Origin of the sequence: Kitasatospora cineracea, assembly GCF_003751605.1 — a bacterium.
GTDB lineage: Bacteria > Actinomycetota > Actinomycetes > Streptomycetales > Streptomycetaceae > Kitasatospora > Kitasatospora cineracea.
This window is the reverse complement of record NZ_RJVJ01000003.1, coordinates 741,430-756,947: the sequence shown is the minus strand read 5'-3', so window position 1 is coordinate 756,947 and position 15,518 is coordinate 741,430. Positions and strand designations below refer to the sequence as shown.

Genomic DNA, 15,518 nt, shown 5'->3' with positions numbered 1-15,518 from the left:
CCACTCGGCGGGGGTGCTCCCGCCACCGGGCGGGGGTGTTCCCGACGGGCACCGGATGGGACGCGGTCCGCCGCGGGCCCAGGTTGGAGCGGGTACGTCCCCGTTCGAGAGGAACCCCGTGAGCACCCCACCCGAACCGTCGAACGCGGAGACCGTGCCGCTGTCCGCGCGGGCGACGTTCCGCGCGTTGTACGGCTACGTCCGCCCGCACCGGTGGACGGTCGCGTTCGGCCTGCTGTGCGCGCTGTTCGGGGCGGCCGGCGGGCTGCTGCAGCCGCTGGCCACGAAAGCACTGGTGGACCGGCTCTCCTCCGGCCAGACGGTCACCGCCATCGTGCTGTCCCTCACCGCCCTCGTGCTGCTCGGCACGGTGTTCGAGGCGCTCGGCGGGTACGTGCTGGAGCGAACCGCCGAGTCCGTCGTGCTGGCCGCCCGGCGGAGCCTGGTCGGGCGGCTGCTGCGGCTGCGCATGGCCGAGGTGGAGCGCGTCGCGCCGGGCGACCTGATGTCCCGGGTCACCTCCGACACCACGCTGCTGCGCGCGGTCACCACCCGCGAGCTGGTCTCCGGCGCCACCGGCGTGGTCACCCTGGCCGCGGCCGTCGTGCTGATGGCGGTCCTGGACCCGGTCCTGCTGGGCGTGACGCTCGGCGTGCTGGCGGCGGTCGGCGGGCTGGTCGCGCTGGTGATGCCGAAGATCTCCGAGGCCGCCGAACGCTCCCAGGAGGCCGTGGGCGAGATCTCCACCGAGTTGGAGCGCGCCTTCGGGGCCTACCGCACCGTCAAGGCCTCCGGCGCCGAGGAGCGCGAGGGCGCCCGGGTGCTGGCCGCCGCGCAACGGGCGTGGCTGCACGGCGTGCGGGCCGCCAAGTGGGAGGCCACGGCGAAGTCCGCGGACGTCCTCGCCGTCGAGCTGGCGTTCCTGGCGGTGCTCGCGGTCGGCGGGGCCCGGGTGGCGTCCGGGGCGATCTCCGTCTCCACGCTGATCGCCTTCCTGCTGTACGTCTTCTACCTGGTCGACCCGGTCTCCCGGCTGGTCGACGCCGCTTCGCAGTACCAGGAGGGCGCGGCCGCGATCGCCCGGATCACCCGGGCCCGGCAGCTCGCCACCGAGGAACCCGAACCTCTCCGGCCCGCCGTCCCCGCCCGCACCGGCGCGGCGTCGATCCGCTTCGAGCAGGTGTCCTTCCGCTACCGCCCCGAGCTGCCGGACATCCACCAGGACGTCACCTTCGACGTGCCGCCCGGCGGGATGACCGCCTTCGTCGGCCCTTCCGGCGCGGGCAAGTCGACCGTCTTCGCCCTGCTGGAGCGTTTCCACGAGGCGACCGGCGGGCGGGTCCTGGTCGACGGCCAGGACGTCCGCGACTGGCCGCTGCACCGGTTGCGCTCGGCCATCGGCTACGTCGAGCAGGACGCCCCCGTCCTGGCCGGCACCCTCCGCGAGAACCTGCTCTTCGCCGCACCCGGCGCCACCGACCAGGACCTGCGCGAGATCCTGGCCCGCACCCGCCTGGAGGCCCTCGTCGCCCGTCTGCCCGACGGCCTGGACACTCCGGTCGGCCACCGCGGCTCCACGCTCTCCGGCGGCGAGCGCCAGCGCGTCGCCATCGCCCGCGCACTGCTGCGCAGGCCACGCCTGCTGCTCCTCGACGAGGCGACCTCGCAACTGGACGCGGACAACGAACTGGCGGTGCGGGACGTCGTGGCGCGGGCGGCCCGGGAGACCACCGTCCTGGTGGTGGCCCACCGCCTGTCCACGGTGACCGGCGCCGACCGGATCGTGGTGATGGAGGCCGGCCGCGTCCGGGCCGTCGGCACCCATGCGGAACTGGTCGAGCGGGACGGGCTGTACGCCGAACTGGCCGCCACCCAGTTGCTGGCCCCGGCCCGCTGACCCGGTCGGAAACACGCCGGAGGGACGGGTGGACCTACTGATGCGTCCACCCGGTCCGCGAAGCGGCGTCCACACCTGTGTGGACGCCGCTTCGCGGACCGGGGCATGGAGTTCCGGGACGCCACCGCCGCGGCACCGGCCGCGAGGCCCCCTCTCCGACCGCGTGCTCGGACGCTTGGCTGACTACCCGGAGCACTCCCCCGCCACCGCGGCCGACACCGTCGCCACCGAACTCCGCACGAGCGGGGCGGCGTGCTGCCCGCGTCCGCCGAGGGCCTGTCGGGCGACGCCAGGCCGGCCTGCGGGCCGTCACCGGCCGCGCCGCCGTCGATGTCCGGGCGATCGGCGCTGCCCGCCGCTACGCCCGGCGGATCGGCGCAGGAGTGCCGGCGGCCGTTCCCCGGACCGGCGCGAAGGGCCCGGGTCGAAGGTGTGCAGCGGCCGACCGGCGGCGAACCCCGCTACCGACAGGTCTCGGGCACCACGCAATTGACGGCGGGTCAGGCGCCCACGGGTTCCCGGTCGTCGGCCACCACCTCGGCGGTTCCCTCTCCCCGGCCGAAGTGGGCCACCGCGACAGCCGCGGCGACGGCGATGACGAAGCCGCCCGCGGCGAGCCGGCCCAGTCCGCTGCGGGAGGCGTCGCCGAGCCACAGCACGCCGGCCGCGCCGGGGACGACGGTCTCGCCGATCACCAGGGCGGCGGTGGCGCCGTTGACCGAGCCGATCTGCAGGGCGACGGTGTGCACGTACATGCCGCCGATGCCGCCGACGAGTACGGCGTACAGGGCGGGGTCGGCGAACATCAGGCCCGGGTCGAGCGTGTCGAGGCCATCCAGGACGCGTACGCCGATGCCGAGTGCGCCGAACCCGAGGCCGGAGAGCAGGCCCGCCACGATCGCGCCGCGCGCGCCCATCCGGCGCACCAGCAGGCTTCCGCCGACGATCACGAGGGTCGTGGCGATCAGCAGCCACCAGTGGAAGGCCGGTGCGGCGTGGTGGCCGCCCTGCGGCCCGGACGCCACGGCGAGCAGGACCAGGGCCGCGCACAGAACGGCGATCGACGCCCACTCCGGGCGCCGCAGGCGGATGCCCAGCAGCCTGATGGAGAGCACGGCGGTGACGACCAGGTTGGCGCTGATGACGGTCTGGGAGAGGAAGAGCGGCAGCACCCGGGCGGCGAGCGCGCCGAGTGCGAAACCGACGACGTCCAGGGCGGTGCCCAGGGCGAACTCCCAGGTGCGCGCGGCCCGGCCGGTGGAGGACAGGGTGGGGCCGCCGTGTTCGGTGCGCTGCCCCGGGTCGACCGCGGCAGCGGCCTCGCGGGCGGCGCGGCGGGCACCGACCGCCTGGAGGACGGAGCCGGTGCCGTAACAGGCGGACGCGGCGGCGGCGACGAGAAGTCCGACTATCACCAGGGGATTCCCTTCGTTGCAGGGGCGGGACCGGGCCGGTCGGCAGGACTGCGCCCGCCGACCGGCGGGTGGCTACGGCCGGTCGGCGGGTTGGCCGGCCCGGCGACGTTGGCCAGAGTGGGTGCGTCGCGTCGCTTCGACCCCGGTCGCAAGCACCCCCCGGACGCGGCGCTGCGGGTCTCGCGCTCCCGGCTCGCCACAGGCTCGGGAGCGTCGAGGCCCGGGCAGCACGGGAGCAGTCAGAAATCCCTCCGCGCGGGCCGAGGCGATGCCGATCCGGGGAATCTCGCCGCTCTTCTCGAAGAGCAGATAACGCGGTTCCCAGATCGGCCGGTATTTCGCGTTCGCCCGGTAGAGCGACTCGATCTGCCACCAACGCGAGAAGAAACCCAGCACCGAACGCCACAGCCGCAACACCGGGCCCGCACCCAGCTTCGAGCCGCGCTCGAAAACCGAGCGGAACATCGCGAAGTTCAACGAGACCCGTTCCAGTTCGACCTCCTTCGCCCGCTGCAGGAGTTCGATCACCATGAACTCCATCAGGCCGTTCTCGCTGTCCCGGTCGCGCCGCATCAGGTCCAGCGACAGCCCGTGCCCGCCCCACGGCACGAAGCTCAGCAGCGCCCGCAGCTCGCCGTCCCCGTCAAAGCACTCCAGCATCACGCAGCGCCCGTCGCCCGCGTCGCCGAGCCGGCCCAGCGCCATCGAGAAGCCCCGCTCGGTCGCCCCGTCCCGCCAGTGGTCGGCCTTGGCCACCAGCTCGGCCATCTCGCACTCGGGGATGTCCCCGTGCCGGCGGATCCGCACCGTGTACCCGGCCCGCTTGACCCGGTTGTACGCCTGCCGGACCACCCGCATCGCCCGGCCCTCCAGCGAGAACTCGTCCAGCTCGACGATCGCCTCGTCGCCCAGCTCCAGCGCGTCCAGGCCGTGCCGGGCGTAGATCACCCCGGCCTCCTCGGAGGCACCCATCACGGCCGGCACCCAGGCGTGCTCGCGGGCCTCCGCCAGCCAGGCGTCGATCGCCCCCGGCCAGGCCTCCGGGTCGCCGATCGGGTCGCCGGAGGCAAGCGTGACACCGCCGACCACCCGGTAGGCGATCGCCGCCTTCCCCGACGGCGAGAACACCACCGCCTTGTCCCGGCGCAGCGCGAAGTACCCCAGCGAGTCCCGCTCGCCCTGCTTCTCCAGCAGCTCGCGCAGCCGGCTCTGCTCCTCGTCGCTCTGCAGCTCCTCACCCCGCGGCGAGCGGAACGCCACGTACAGCACGAACAGGAACAGCACCGCGCCCGTCGCGTTGATCGCGGCATCCGACCACGCGGGGAGGGAGATCACGTCCATCGCGCGCGAGGAGGGCTCGACGGTGACCATGCCGGCGATCGCGTAGCCGAAGCGGTCGGCGAAGCCGGCGCCGCTCAGTTCGTTGGTCGCCTGGACCAGCAGCGCGCCGATCGTGCCGCCCGCGAGCAGGCCGCCGCCGAAGGCGGCCGCGGCCGCCTTCGGGTTGGACCGGTCGCCCTTGGCGGTGAACTCCCGGCGGCCGATCAGCAGGGCCGTGAAGAAGACGGCGGTCAGCGCCGTGGACAGGTAGTTGAAGGCGTGCGCCCCGAACCGCTCGCCGGGCATCGCGAGCCCGGCCGCGTACAGCAGCAGGAGCAGGCCGGAGACCGCCGTGTTGAAGATCCACGCGGCGCGCTTGCGGCGGCGCATCGCCACCGCGAGCAGCAGCGAGAGCACCGCCGAGGTCAGGCCGGCGGTCACCAGGTAGGGGGTGAAGTACTCGCCGTCGTTGTGGGCTTCCACCTGGTCGCGGAAAGGGGCGGCGAGCACCGCCACCAGGTTGAGCAGCGCGACCAGCCGCAGGTACCAGACCGTCGAGGCGGCGGCGCGGCGCCGCAGCCTGCCGGTGGGCCGGACGGTTCGGGAGATCGGGTTCGCAGACACGCTCCCACCCTGGCCGCGGGCGACCGCGGATCCCATCCGGCAGCGGGCCGGAGGCGCCCCGCCGGACGGCCGCAGCGCCTCCGCCGGTCGGCGGGAGGGGAGCCGGCCCGCGGCGACCGTGCCGGCGGCCACCAGGACGGGACGCTTCTAGGCCGTGTCTCATAATTGATCTTGAGTCGATGGATGCGGGGTGGGAGGGGAGTGGCGCGGTGGGAGACATGACATTGAGGGAAGCCGAGCAACTTGCGCGCGTTTACCTGCGTGGTCAGATCCGTGGGTGGACGGACGAGGGATGGACTCTCAGATGGGACGAGTGGGCGTCCGGCGAGGACGGGTTCGTGTTTGAGTTCAGCAGGGACGGTGGGCTGCCGGCCGGGGCGCCAGTGTTCGTTGCCCGGGTCAGCGGCCGGTGCCACCTGATGCCGGGCCGGGAGTACCACCGGCGCAGGCGGCCGCGCCTTGGCGGGATCGACGCTGCTCCTGTCGTGTCCCAATGCCTGCCCGATAGTTGATCTTGTGGCGGGTCGAGGTGAGTTGACGGATGCGGCGTGGGAGCGGATAGATCCCTTGTTGCCGCGGGTGGACGGGCGTGGCCGTCCGTGGCGTGATCACCGGCAGGTGGTCAACGGTGTGCTGTGGCGGCTGCGGACCGGGGCTCCATGGCGTGACCTCCCGGAACGGTACGGACCGTGGCAGACCGTCTACGAGCGATTCGCCCGCTGGGAGGCGGACGGCACGTGGGCCAGGCTGCTGGAGCACGTCCAGGTCCGCGACGACGCGGTGGGCCGGGTCGAGTGGACCGTCGCCGTCGGCTCCACGGTCAACCGGACCCACCAGCACGCCGCCGTCGCCCGCAAAAAGGGGCTGCCGACGGGGATGAACTGGAAGATCCGGGCCGCTCGCAGACGCGTCAGGCCCTCGGCCGGTCCCGAGGCGGGCTGACCACCAAGGTCCACCTCGCCGTCGACGGCCGCGGCCTGCCGCTGTCAATCGTGCTCACGCCCGGGAACATCAACGACGCCACCGTGTTCGGCCAGGTCATCGGCGGGATCCGCGTCCCGCGCGTCGACACGGGGCGCCCTCGCACCACGCCGGATCGGGTGCTGGGCGACAAGGCGTACTCGAGCCGGGCGATCCGCCGACTGCTGCGGCGCCGGGGCATCGCCGCCACGATCCCCGAACGCCGCGACCAGGCGGCCAACCGCCGGCGTCGAGGGCGTCTCGGCGGCCGGCCGCCCGCGTTCGACCGGGTCCTTTACCGCGACCGCAACGTGGTCGAACGGTGCTTCGCCCGCCTCAAGCAGTTCCGTGCGATCGCGACCAGGTTCGACAAGCTCGCCGACCGCTACCGCGCCGGAGTCGTCCTGGCTTCTTTGATCCTCTGGCTCCGCGAGCCAGCCAGGTGATCATTTGTCAGACAGTCCTTAGGACAGCCCCAGGTTCACCCCGGAAATACGGACATAGTGGGGCAGCGTGGGACGGTGCTGGGACAGGGTGGCGCGGGCTGTCCCAGCACCGTCCCACGCTGCCCCAGGCCGCCGGGTCGGCGGCCGAACACAGGTGGATGCAGATCGGAGAGAGATGGCCGGCCCCGGCCACGCCGTGGTGCGGGTGATGGTGGACAGGCCTGGCCGGTTCCGCGTTTCCCCTGGACAAACCCGTCCGTGGACCGGGGGTGGGTGGGCGTGACCCGAGCGGGCTGGGGGCGGTTGTCCGGGCATGACGCACTCCTCCCCCACCGGCATCCGGCGGCCCGGCCTGGGCTCCGGGCTGACCGCGCTGCTGCCCACCACCGAATCCTCCGAGCCCGCCACGTCGGCCGGCCACCGCGCCGCCGCGCAACTGTTGCTGCTGCGCGAGGCGGCGGTGCCGGTGCCGGTGCTCACCGCGGCCGCCGAGCTGCTCGCCCTGCTCGCCCTGCTCGCCGACCACCCCGACCCCCTCACCCGCGAAGCGGCCGCCGCGACGGCCGCCCGGCTGCACGCCGCCACCGAACAGGGCGACGCGGGGCGCTGAATCCCACCTTGATGACGGCTGGGCCGAACCTTGATGGCGGCGCCGGCGAACCTTGACGGCCCTGCCCGCAGCCACCGCCAGGACGCCGGGCCAGGGACCGCTCACACGCCCGTGAGCTGCGGCATCAAGGAATCCATCAAGGAGTGCAGCCCGACCTGGTGCTGCAGTTCGGCGACGGCCGCAGGGGCGGGCGCAGAGGTGCGCAACCGCATCGACCCCGCACGCGGTCGGCGGGTGGCGGGCCAGGTTCGTCGAGCACCGGATCGCCGGCCTGGGCGACATGCCCAGGCCTGGAGGTCCCCGCACGGTGACCGACGGGCAGGTGGTCGAGCTGGTCGCCAGGACGCCGGAACGCACTTCGAAGGACGCCACGCACTGGTCGACCCGGTCGATGGCCGGGGAGACGGGCCTGTCCCAGTCCACCGTGTCGCGGACCTGGCGGGCGTTCGGACTTCGGCCGCACCGCGCCGAGACCTTCGAGCTGTCGACCGACCCGTACCTCGTGGACAAGGTCCACGAGGTGGTCGGCCTCGTACCTCGACCCGCCCGAGCGGGCTCTGGTGTTCTGCGTGGACAAAAAGTCCCGGATCCAGGCGCTCGACCGCGCCCAGCCAGTACTGCCGATGGTGCCGGGGGTTCCGCAGCGGATGACCGCCGACTACGTCCCCCACGGCACCACCACCCTGTTCGCCGCACTCGAGGTCGCCACCGGCAAGGTCATCGGCTCGCTCCACCGCCGCCGTCACGCCGAGGAGTTCGAGAAGTTCCTGCTCCGGCTGGGCACGGAGGTCCCCGAGGGAACGGATGTCCACCTGGTGCTGGACAACTACGCCACCCACAAGACACCGGCGATCAAGACCTGGCTAGTGGCCACCCGCGGTTCCACCTGCACTTCACCCCGACCGGTTCCTCCTGGCTGAACCTGGTCGAGCGCTGGTTCGCCGAGCTGACGAACAAGCAGATACGGCGAGGCGTCCACAAGTTCGTCCAGGCTCTCGAAGCCGACGTCCGTGACTGGATCGCCACCTGGAGCACCGACCCGAATCCCTACGTCTGGACCGAGGCCGCAGACGAGATCCTCGAACGCCTCGCCGGATATCTGAAGCGAATCCCAGACTCAGGACACTGGCTGGGGCGCCCCCGCCGGGATGCGTGCGGATCTGCCGCGTACATACGCTGAGAGGGGGAGAACGTCGGCGCCGACCAGCGGCGCTCTCTCGCCGTACACCCGTGAACATCGCCGACCCCCGAGCCGTTCGGGGAGGAGCGGGGGCCGACCGTGCAGATGAACGAGGACTACCAGAAGGCCATCGACGGGACGCTGGTCTCCGTCCCGTCCGGCGGCAACGAGTCACTGACCTTCCACAACATGACCTCGCTGACGCTTGTCCTGTACTTCGTCGGCGGCAGTGGCGAGCACGTGGTCGCCGCTCCCCTCCAGGGTACGAACATCCCCGGGACGGAGGGCGGCGTGGCGACGGTCGTCTCGGAGCAGGGCGTGTACTGGCTCGCGGCCAGCGCCGACACCGGCGGCTTCGTCACCGTGTACGAGGATCCCGGCGCCGGGGACGCGGACGTCTACGTCACGGACTGGGATCTGCTGGAGCCGAACGACATCGGGACGGTGCCGGTTCCCGATCCGAAGGCCGGAATCCTCGTTCCGGCCGACTCGCCCCGGGTGGTGGTCGGTTGCGGCCTGGTCGAGACCGACCACCCGCTGGCCCCCAACGTGGTGATCCGGGAGCAGTTCTGGCAGCGAATGCCGAACTCCTACAGCGTGGCTCCCGGGGAGACGAAGGAGTACGCGTACACCATCACGTCCGGGAAGCAGGAGACCTCGTCCCAGCTGAGCACGCTGGAGGCGTCGGTGAGTGCGTCGGCCGGCGTCGGCTGGGGTCCCGTCTCGGCGACGGTGTCGGCCTCGCTGAGCACGACGTCCACCACCTTCCAGCAGCTCACCGTCACCGAGGAGACGACGTCCTACGTCTCCGAGCAGTACAGTCTCGACCCGAAGGCCGAGGCTCCGGAGATGATGCTCTGCTGGCAGCTCACCGACGTCGTGTCGATCTGGCCGTGGAGCGGGAATGCGCCGCTGTCCATCCTCGCCACCGGGACGTCGCCGATGGTCGTCGCCGGCCCGTACACCCAGCCGGACCCCGCCGAACTGCGCGGCTGAGAACGCCGGGAGGACACCGTGAAGATGACCACGGCCTATCAGCAGGCCCTCGACGGCACGCTGACGTCCACGAGCATCGGAAGCACCGCGCAGTTCAGCTTCAACAACGCGACCATGATCCCGCTCGGCGTGTACCTCATTTCCGACCGGGGGGTCTGGCTGGGCTACGACTCCGACAGCAACACCTTCGGTGTGGGGTACCCCTCCCTCGGTGTGAGCCCCGGCTCGGAGTGGCCGGGGCTCACCGGACAGCTCGACTACGGCTGGTACTTCGTCTTCGTCAACTACTTCACCGGCGCGTTCGTCGCGGTCCTCCAGACAGCGAGCGGCGGCAGCGACCCGCAGGACTGGGTCACCGTCGACAACGACGACCTGCTCGACGCGAACGACATCGGCCTGCCGCCGGTTCCCAACAAGGGCGTCGTCATCCCGCCGGACTCGCCGCGGGTGGTGGTCGGCTGCGGAAAGGCCGGCGCGAACGTGATCGTCCGCGAGCAGTACTGGCGGCGGCTGCCGACGTCCTACAGCATCGCCAGGGGGCAGAAGCGCAAGGAGAACTACACGACGACGACGGGGATCGAGAACACCACCTCGGATCAGTCGGACATCGCCTCGGCCGTGGGGGCGGGCGCCGGTGCCAGCTGGGGGCCCATCTCGGCGAGCATCTCAGCCTCGCTCAACGCCAGTTCATCCTCGTTCCAGCAGGTCACCACGAGCACCCGGACCACCTCTTCGGTCGCGCAGACCTTCGACAACACCGAGGGGGACGCCGCGAAGATGTTCCTCCACTGGCAGCTCACGAACGTCGTCTCGGTGCTCGACTCCCACGGCCGCCCCTTCTCGTCGCTCATCTACGCGTCCGAGGACCCGGCGGTGATCGGCGGCTCGTACGACCCGGACGGCCTTCCCGAGCGGCCGCTGAGGAAGGCGATGCCGATGTCCCCGCAGATGCGGGAGATCCTGGCCCGGAAGTGAGAGGGGCACACCCATGGCACGCGGTCCCGTCCCGCTGGAAGAGGCCCACACCACGGTCGCGGAGTGGCTGTCCTGTCCGAACATCGTCATGCTCGACACCCGTACGAAGATCGTGCACGGCCGGGACACCGGAGAGCCCGCGATCACCGTCGGGGTGATCAGGAAGGCGCCGCCGCGCTTCCCGGCCGACCGGGACTTCCCCGTCCCGCCCACCGTCGAGGTCGACGTCACCCGGCCGGACGGCCGGGTGGAGACCGTGGACGTGCTCACGGACGTCGTCGAGACCGGCAGGATCGTGCCGGCGGCGTCGTTGGAGAGCCGGCAGCGCCCGTGCCCCGGGGGCTACCGGATCGTGTCGCAGTGGGGCTGGATCCCGCTGGTGAGCGCCTTGGGCGGAACGCTCGGCGTGGTCACGACGTACCGCAACCAGCGGTGCCTGCTGACCAACGCCCATGTCATCGCCCGGGCGAGCACCCCGGGCAATCCGGTGTACCAGCCCGGTTGGAGCGCCTGGGACTTGCAGACGGACTGGAACCGGATCGGGCGGTGCGACGGGACGTTCGAGATCATCACCTCCGATTCGCTCCAGAGCGTGCCGACGGTCCGCAACCGGTACGACTTCGCCTGGGCGCGGGTCGACTCCAGGACGACGTCGTTCGCCGTCCCGCCCATATGGCCCCATGAGAAGGCACTGCAGCTGAACTCGGGCACGCTGAGCGACGCGGACAAGGCCTTCGTCAGCTGGATCGGGGCAACGACCGGCGTACGCCAGGACGCGATGGTCACCTCGGAGGCCGCGATGTACCGCACGGAGCCGACGTGGGGCAGGTACGCGTACTGGAGGAGTTGCCTCGCCTTCACCAGCCAGGACATCGGCGGCCACCTCGAACTGCAGTCCGGCGACTCGGGATCGGCAGTGATCGCCACCCTCACGAAACGGGTCATCGGTCTCATGACGTCGCACAGCGAGAGCGGTTCCGAGATCCATGCCACCCGCATCCCGCCGGAATGGCCGGCAGCCGGCGACCCCCAAGGCCTCGTCCCGGCCCCGGGCTCCATCCTCCCCGTCTGACCTCGCGGCCCCCTCCGGGGGTGCCTCTGCGGGGTTGGTCAAGGAAATCGGGCTGCATCTGGGTGGGGTGGCCAGGCAGCATGGTGAACCGCCCCGGGCTCGGTGGAGATCTCAGGTTGTGGTTGTGACCTGGGGTTTTGTGGCGGTGAGGTAGTAATTGGTCTCATGTTCGACGGGTGGGACGTGGCCTATCCCACCGTGGAGTCGCCGGTGGCAGTACCAGTCGGTCCACTCGGCAGTGGCCAGCTCGACCTGGGCGAGGGTCTTCCACGGCCGCCCTGGTTTGATCAGCTCTGTCTTGTAGAGCCCGATGGTGGGCTCCATCAGGGCGTTGTCGTCGGCGTCGCCGACCGATCCGAGCGAGGCCGCGATGCCGACGGCGTCCAGGTGCTCGGCGAGCCGGAAACTTGTGTACTGCGACCCGGCATCCGAATGAGGTATCAACTCACCTCCCTGGTGCGGGAATCCGTCACGATCGCGCTGCCACAAGGCCATCTCCAGGGCATCCAGTACGAGCCTGGTCTCCTTCGACATCGCGGCGGACCAGCCGACGATGCGGCGGGAGAAGGTGTCCACGACGAACTTGCGGTCCACCGGATCAGGGGCGCGTTCGGCGGCCTGGTCCGCAATAGTGGTGACGACCTTCTTGCCGCGCACGGCGCCGGTGATGCCGAGCTCGCGCATCAGGCGTTCGACGGTGCAGCGTGCCACCGAGTGGCCTTGCCGGCCCAGCTCCCGCCATACCTTGCGGGCCCCGTGGACGCGGTAGTTGGCGTTGTAGACCTCCTTGATCAGCTCCTCGAGTCCCTCGTCGCGCACCGTGCGGGCGGAGGGCTCGGCCGCGAGGAAGCTCGCCGCGGCCTTGAGGATCTCGTTGGCGCGCTTGAGTTCGGCGATCCCCTTCTTCATCGCCTTGATCTGCGCGGACTCCTCCGTGGTCGTGCCCGGGCGCTGCCCGGAGTCGACCTGGTCACGTCGCACCCAGTTGCGAAGGGTCTCGGCGGGCCCGATGCCCGGCTTCTCCGCGACGGCCCGCAGCGCGGTGGACTCGTTCGGGTGGTCGCCGAGGTCCTCGGCGACCATGCGCACCGCACGACGGTGCAGCTCAGGCGGGTAGGAGGAAGGACGTGCCATGACTCGAATCCTTGGACGAAATCGAGTCTCCACCGAACCCGGGGCGGTTCAGGCGCGGCTTGGTCCGTTCAAGCCGCTGATCGACCGGATGCCGAGGGCGGTTCTGGACGCGCCGCACGAGCAGCGGCACGGTGATGGCGGTCGCGCCGCGCCCCCGCCGCGGTGGGGCGGCGGGGGCGCGGGCGGTGCGGTGTCAGAGGGTGCCGCGGTAGCCGCCGGTGGAGGTACCGCGTTCCTCGATGAAGTGCTTGAACCGCTTGAGATCGCCCTTGACCTGCCGGTCCAGCATGCCCGTCATGTCGCCGACCTTCTCGGCCATGCCGCTGGGCTGGAAGTCCATCTCCATCATGACCCGGGTGTGGGTGGCGTCGATCGGCTCGAAGCGCACCATGCCGGTCTGCTTCACGTCGCCGTTGGTGGTGCGCCAGGCGACGTGGTCGTCCGGGACCTGGTCGACGATCTCGGTGTCGAACTCCCGGCTGACACCGGCGATCTTCGTCTTCCAGTGGTTGTGCCGGTCGTCGGTCTGGGTGATCTCCTCCACGCCGTCCATGAACTTCGGGAAGTCCTCGAACTGCGTCCACTGGTTGTACGCGGTGCTGATCGGCACGTCCACGTCGATGGATTCCTGCACCTTGCTCATCGCTGTACTCACCTTCGAGTCGTTTGATCGGCCTTGTTCCGCCCGCCCCGGTCCCTGACCGGTATGCCTGGCTCCTACTGATTCGGCACGTTGCCCGGCCGATCGGCAAGCCGTCCGACCCATCCGGGACCGTCCGCGCCGGCCGGTCATGGGCGCAGACCCGTCGGACGTCGGGAGTCGCGGGATCCGGGCGAAGGGGAAATCCTCCCGGCGAGCTTCGGCCCGAGGGACGGCCTCCGTACGCCGCAGGTGATCGGCCGGACGGAGCCTGGCCGTGCACGAGCGCGGTGCGGTGCGGCGGACTGCCCGCGCAACCTCGGCGGTGTGCGGGAAGGCCGACCGGGCAGAAGGCTGCCGGGCGCACCCGCGCGCAGTGGCTGCTGCGGTGTCCCGCGATGGTCGGTGCAGGCGGAGGCGAAGGGGAGGATGAGTGGCTGTGAAGGGTTTCCGCGGCTTCGTTCTACGGGGCAACGTCGTCGACCTTGCCGTGGGCGTGGTGATCGGAGCGGCGTTCTCGGGTGTCGTCACCGCCCTGGTCCGCGCCTTCCTCACCCCGTTGGTCGGCCTGGCCACCGGTGCGGTGGGTGACTTCAGCCGCCGCACCGTCAGGATCCACCACGTGGAGTTCCCGTACGGCGGGTTCATCGACGCCTCGATCACCCTGCTGCTCACCGCGCTGGTGCTCTACTTCGTGGTCGTGCTGCCGTTCAACAAGCTGCACGAGCGCTTCGCCCCGCACCAGGACGTCCAGGCGCCCAAGCGGGACTGCCCCGAGTGCCTGTCCGCGATCCCGGCCCGGGCGAGCCGGTGCGCCTTCTGCACCGCCTCGCTCGCCCCGATGCCCGACCTGCCGTGACCGCCCCCGGCCCGGTGACGGCGTGGCGCAGGAGGGCGGAGGAGGCGTGGCGGGCCCTCGGCCGCGCACTGCGCCACCCCGTGCGAGCGGTCCGGTCGCACCGCGAGTCGGTCGTGCAGACCGCCCGGGTGGCGGTGGCCTGCGCGCTGGCGTGGGAGGCCGCGGTCCTGCTGCTGGGGGAGGACGAGCAGCCCGTCCTCGCGCCGCTGGCGGCCCTGCTGACCGTCCAACTCACGGTGCTGAGGACGCTGGCGCAGGGTCTGCGGCAGATCGGCGGCGTCGTGCTCGGGGCGCTGGCCGCTCTCGGGCTGCTGCGCCTGGCCGGGGCGAACTTCGCCAGCATCGGCCTCGCCGTCGGTGTCTGTCTGGGCCTGGGGAAGCTGCTGCGCCTGGGCGAGCAGTCCACCGAGGTACCGGTCACCGTTCTGCTGGTGCTCAGCACCGGCGCCCCGTACGCCCCCGTGCGGATCTGGGACACCCTGCTCGGCGTCGCCTGCGGCGTCCTGGTCAACCTGGTCGCCGCACCCCCCACCTACGTCAGCCACGCCGCGCACCGGACCGCGCGGGTCGCCCACCGCCTCGCCGACATCGCCCACGACACCGCCCGCGGACTGCGCGAGGGCTGGGACGAACGGGACTCCGACAGCTGGCTGCGCCGGGTGGAGGCCGCCGCCCGCGAACTCGACCGGGCCCGGGAGACGGCCGCCCAGGCCGAGGAGGGCATCCGCCTCAACCCCCGGCGGCTGCGGCAGCGAACCGACCCGGCGGCCGCCCTCGCCCCGCTGGACGAGGGCCTCACCTGCCTCGGCCACGTCTGCGACCAGCTCGGTTCGGTGCTCCGCGGCCTCGACGACCTGGCCCGCGGCGAGCGACAGTTCCCGCACGAGGCCGACGCGCGCGAACGGCTGCGGCCCCTCGGCGGCGTCCTGGAGGCGGTCGGCGACGCGCTCGACCTCCTCGCCCGCATCCAGCGCGACCACGTCCGCGAGCCCGGGCACACCGACGACCTGACGGCCGTTCTGGAAAGGGGCCGAGACCACCACGCCGCAGCCGCCGAGACGCTCTGCCAGACCGATCACGGCCCCGCCGTCTGGTCCCTGCACGGCTCGATCATGGACGAGACCCAGCAGATCCTCCACGAACTCGACCCCAGCCACGGCCCCCACCCGACCGCCCTGCACCCCCGGCCGCTTCGACTCGCCGCCCCTCGCACGGAGAGCCGGGATCAGGCCGGGTGACCCGGGACGGCGTCGCGCAGGCTGGGCTGGTGCCGTCGAGACTCCGAGGGGGTCGGGCCTTCGTCGGGCCGCGGCCGGCGGCCTGCACGGAGTTCGCTGCCGACCGGCCTCGTGATCGACCGAAGTGAACGGGCGGAGGGTTTTGACCACGG

The 15,518-nt window shown here is 71.7% G+C and carries 11 protein-coding genes and 2 pseudogenes; 9 read left to right on the top strand and 4 right to left on the bottom strand.

The features are described 5' to 3' along the window. Nucleotides 1-55 precede the first annotated feature (55 nt). Complete coding sequence (locus tag EDD39_RS37470) at nt 56-1,897, top strand: ABC transporter ATP-binding protein (protein WP_208765773.1); 1,842 nt, start codon at nt 56-58, stop codon at nt 1,895-1,897. Between the two features lie 500 nt (nt 1,898-2,397). Here the strand turns inward: EDD39_RS37470 and EDD39_RS37465 are convergent, their stop codons facing one another. Next, nucleotides 2,398-3,312 carry a DMT family protein gene (locus EDD39_RS37465; RefSeq protein WP_123564018.1) on the bottom strand — a complete coding sequence of 305 codons (915 nt, stop codon included), beginning with the start codon at nt 3,310-3,312 and terminating at the stop codon, nt 2,398-2,400. A 72-nt stretch (nt 3,313-3,384) separates the two neighbouring features. Next, the gene (locus EDD39_RS37460) at nt 3,385-5,292 is read right to left on the bottom strand and encodes a phosphatidylglycerol lysyltransferase domain-containing protein (protein WP_123564115.1); all 1,908 of its coding nucleotides are present in this window, start codon (nt 5,290-5,292) and stop codon (nt 3,385-3,387) included. A 480-nt stretch (nt 5,293-5,772) separates the two neighbouring features. Here EDD39_RS37460 and EDD39_RS37450 point away from each other — a divergent pair. The 6 genes and pseudogenes from EDD39_RS37450 to EDD39_RS37425 all read left to right on the top strand — a co-directional run bounded on the left by EDD39_RS37450 (nt 5,773) and on the right by EDD39_RS37425 (nt 11,495). Further along, nucleotides 5,773-6,684 (top strand): annotated as a pseudogene (locus tag EDD39_RS37450) (IS5 family transposase). Between the two features lie 291 nt (nt 6,685-6,975). After that, a complete protein-coding gene (locus EDD39_RS37445) occupies nt 6,976-7,272 on the top strand; it encodes a hypothetical protein (RefSeq protein WP_123564015.1) in 297 nt (98 codons plus the stop codon). Between the two features lie 235 nt (nt 7,273-7,507). Beyond that, nucleotides 7,508-8,452 (top strand): annotated as a pseudogene (locus tag EDD39_RS37440) (IS630 family transposase); the annotation flags it as partial. Between the two features lie 99 nt (nt 8,453-8,551). Further along, on the top strand, nt 8,552-9,448 hold the full coding sequence (locus EDD39_RS37435) for a hypothetical protein (RefSeq protein ID WP_123564014.1): 897 nt from the start codon (nt 8,552-8,554) through the stop codon (nt 9,446-9,448). A 24-nt stretch (nt 9,449-9,472) separates the two neighbouring features. Next, complete coding sequence (locus tag EDD39_RS37430; protein ID WP_148089607.1) at nt 9,473-10,423, top strand: hypothetical protein; 951 nt, start codon at nt 9,473-9,475, stop codon at nt 10,421-10,423. A 13-nt stretch (nt 10,424-10,436) separates the two neighbouring features. Further along, nucleotides 10,437-11,495, top strand: a complete 1,059-nt coding sequence (locus EDD39_RS37425; RefSeq protein ID WP_123564012.1) for a hypothetical protein — start codon at nt 10,437-10,439, stop codon at nt 11,493-11,495. 111 nt (nt 11,496-11,606) lie between these two features. Here the strand turns inward: EDD39_RS37425 and EDD39_RS37420 are convergent, their stop codons facing one another. Next, nucleotides 11,607-12,629: an IS3 family transposase gene (locus EDD39_RS37420; protein WP_123564011.1), complete on the bottom strand. Its 1,023-nt coding sequence runs from the start codon at nt 12,627-12,629 to the stop codon at nt 11,607-11,609. Nucleotides 12,630-12,822: 193 nt separating this feature from the next. After that, complete coding sequence (locus EDD39_RS37415; RefSeq protein WP_123564010.1) at nt 12,823-13,272, bottom strand: SRPBCC family protein; 450 nt, start codon at nt 13,270-13,272, stop codon at nt 12,823-12,825. 436 nt (nt 13,273-13,708) lie between these two features. Between EDD39_RS37415 and mscL the strand changes: the two genes are divergently transcribed. Together mscL and EDD39_RS37405 are read left to right on the top strand one after the other, a co-directional pair. After that, the gene (mscL, locus tag EDD39_RS37410) at nt 13,709-14,128 is read left to right on the top strand and encodes a large conductance mechanosensitive channel protein MscL (protein WP_123564009.1); all 420 of its coding nucleotides are present in this window, start codon (nt 13,709-13,711) and stop codon (nt 14,126-14,128) included. 80 nt (nt 14,129-14,208) lie between these two features. Next, nucleotides 14,209-15,366, top strand: a complete 1,158-nt coding sequence (locus tag EDD39_RS37405) for an FUSC family protein (RefSeq protein WP_148089606.1) — start codon at nt 14,209-14,211, stop codon at nt 15,364-15,366. Nucleotides 15,367-15,518: the final 152 nt, after the last annotated feature.

Bases quoted from the DNA above. Each gene is read 5' to 3' on its own strand.
- EDD39_RS37425 (WP_123564012.1), top strand. From the start codon at position 10,437: ATGGCACGCGGTCCCGTCCCGCTGGAAGAGGCCCACACCACGGTCGCG.
- EDD39_RS37415 (WP_123564010.1), bottom strand. From the start codon at position 13,272: ATGAGCAAGGTGCAGGAATCCATCGACGTGGACGTGCCGATCAGCACC.
- EDD39_RS37470 (WP_208765773.1), top strand. From the start codon at position 56: ATGGGACGCGGTCCGCCGCGGGCCCAGGTTGGAGCGGGTACGTCCCCG.
- EDD39_RS37430 (WP_148089607.1), top strand. From the start codon at position 9,473: ATGACCACGGCCTATCAGCAGGCCCTCGACGGCACGCTGACGTCCACG.
- EDD39_RS37445 (WP_123564015.1), top strand. From the start codon at position 6,976: ATGACGCACTCCTCCCCCACCGGCATCCGGCGGCCCGGCCTGGGCTCC.
- EDD39_RS37420 (WP_123564011.1), bottom strand. From the start codon at position 12,629: ATGGCACGTCCTTCCTCCTACCCGCCTGAGCTGCACCGTCGTGCGGTG.
- EDD39_RS37460 (WP_123564115.1), bottom strand. From the start codon at position 5,292: ATGGGATCCGCGGTCGCCCGCGGCCAGGGTGGGAGCGTGTCTGCGAAC.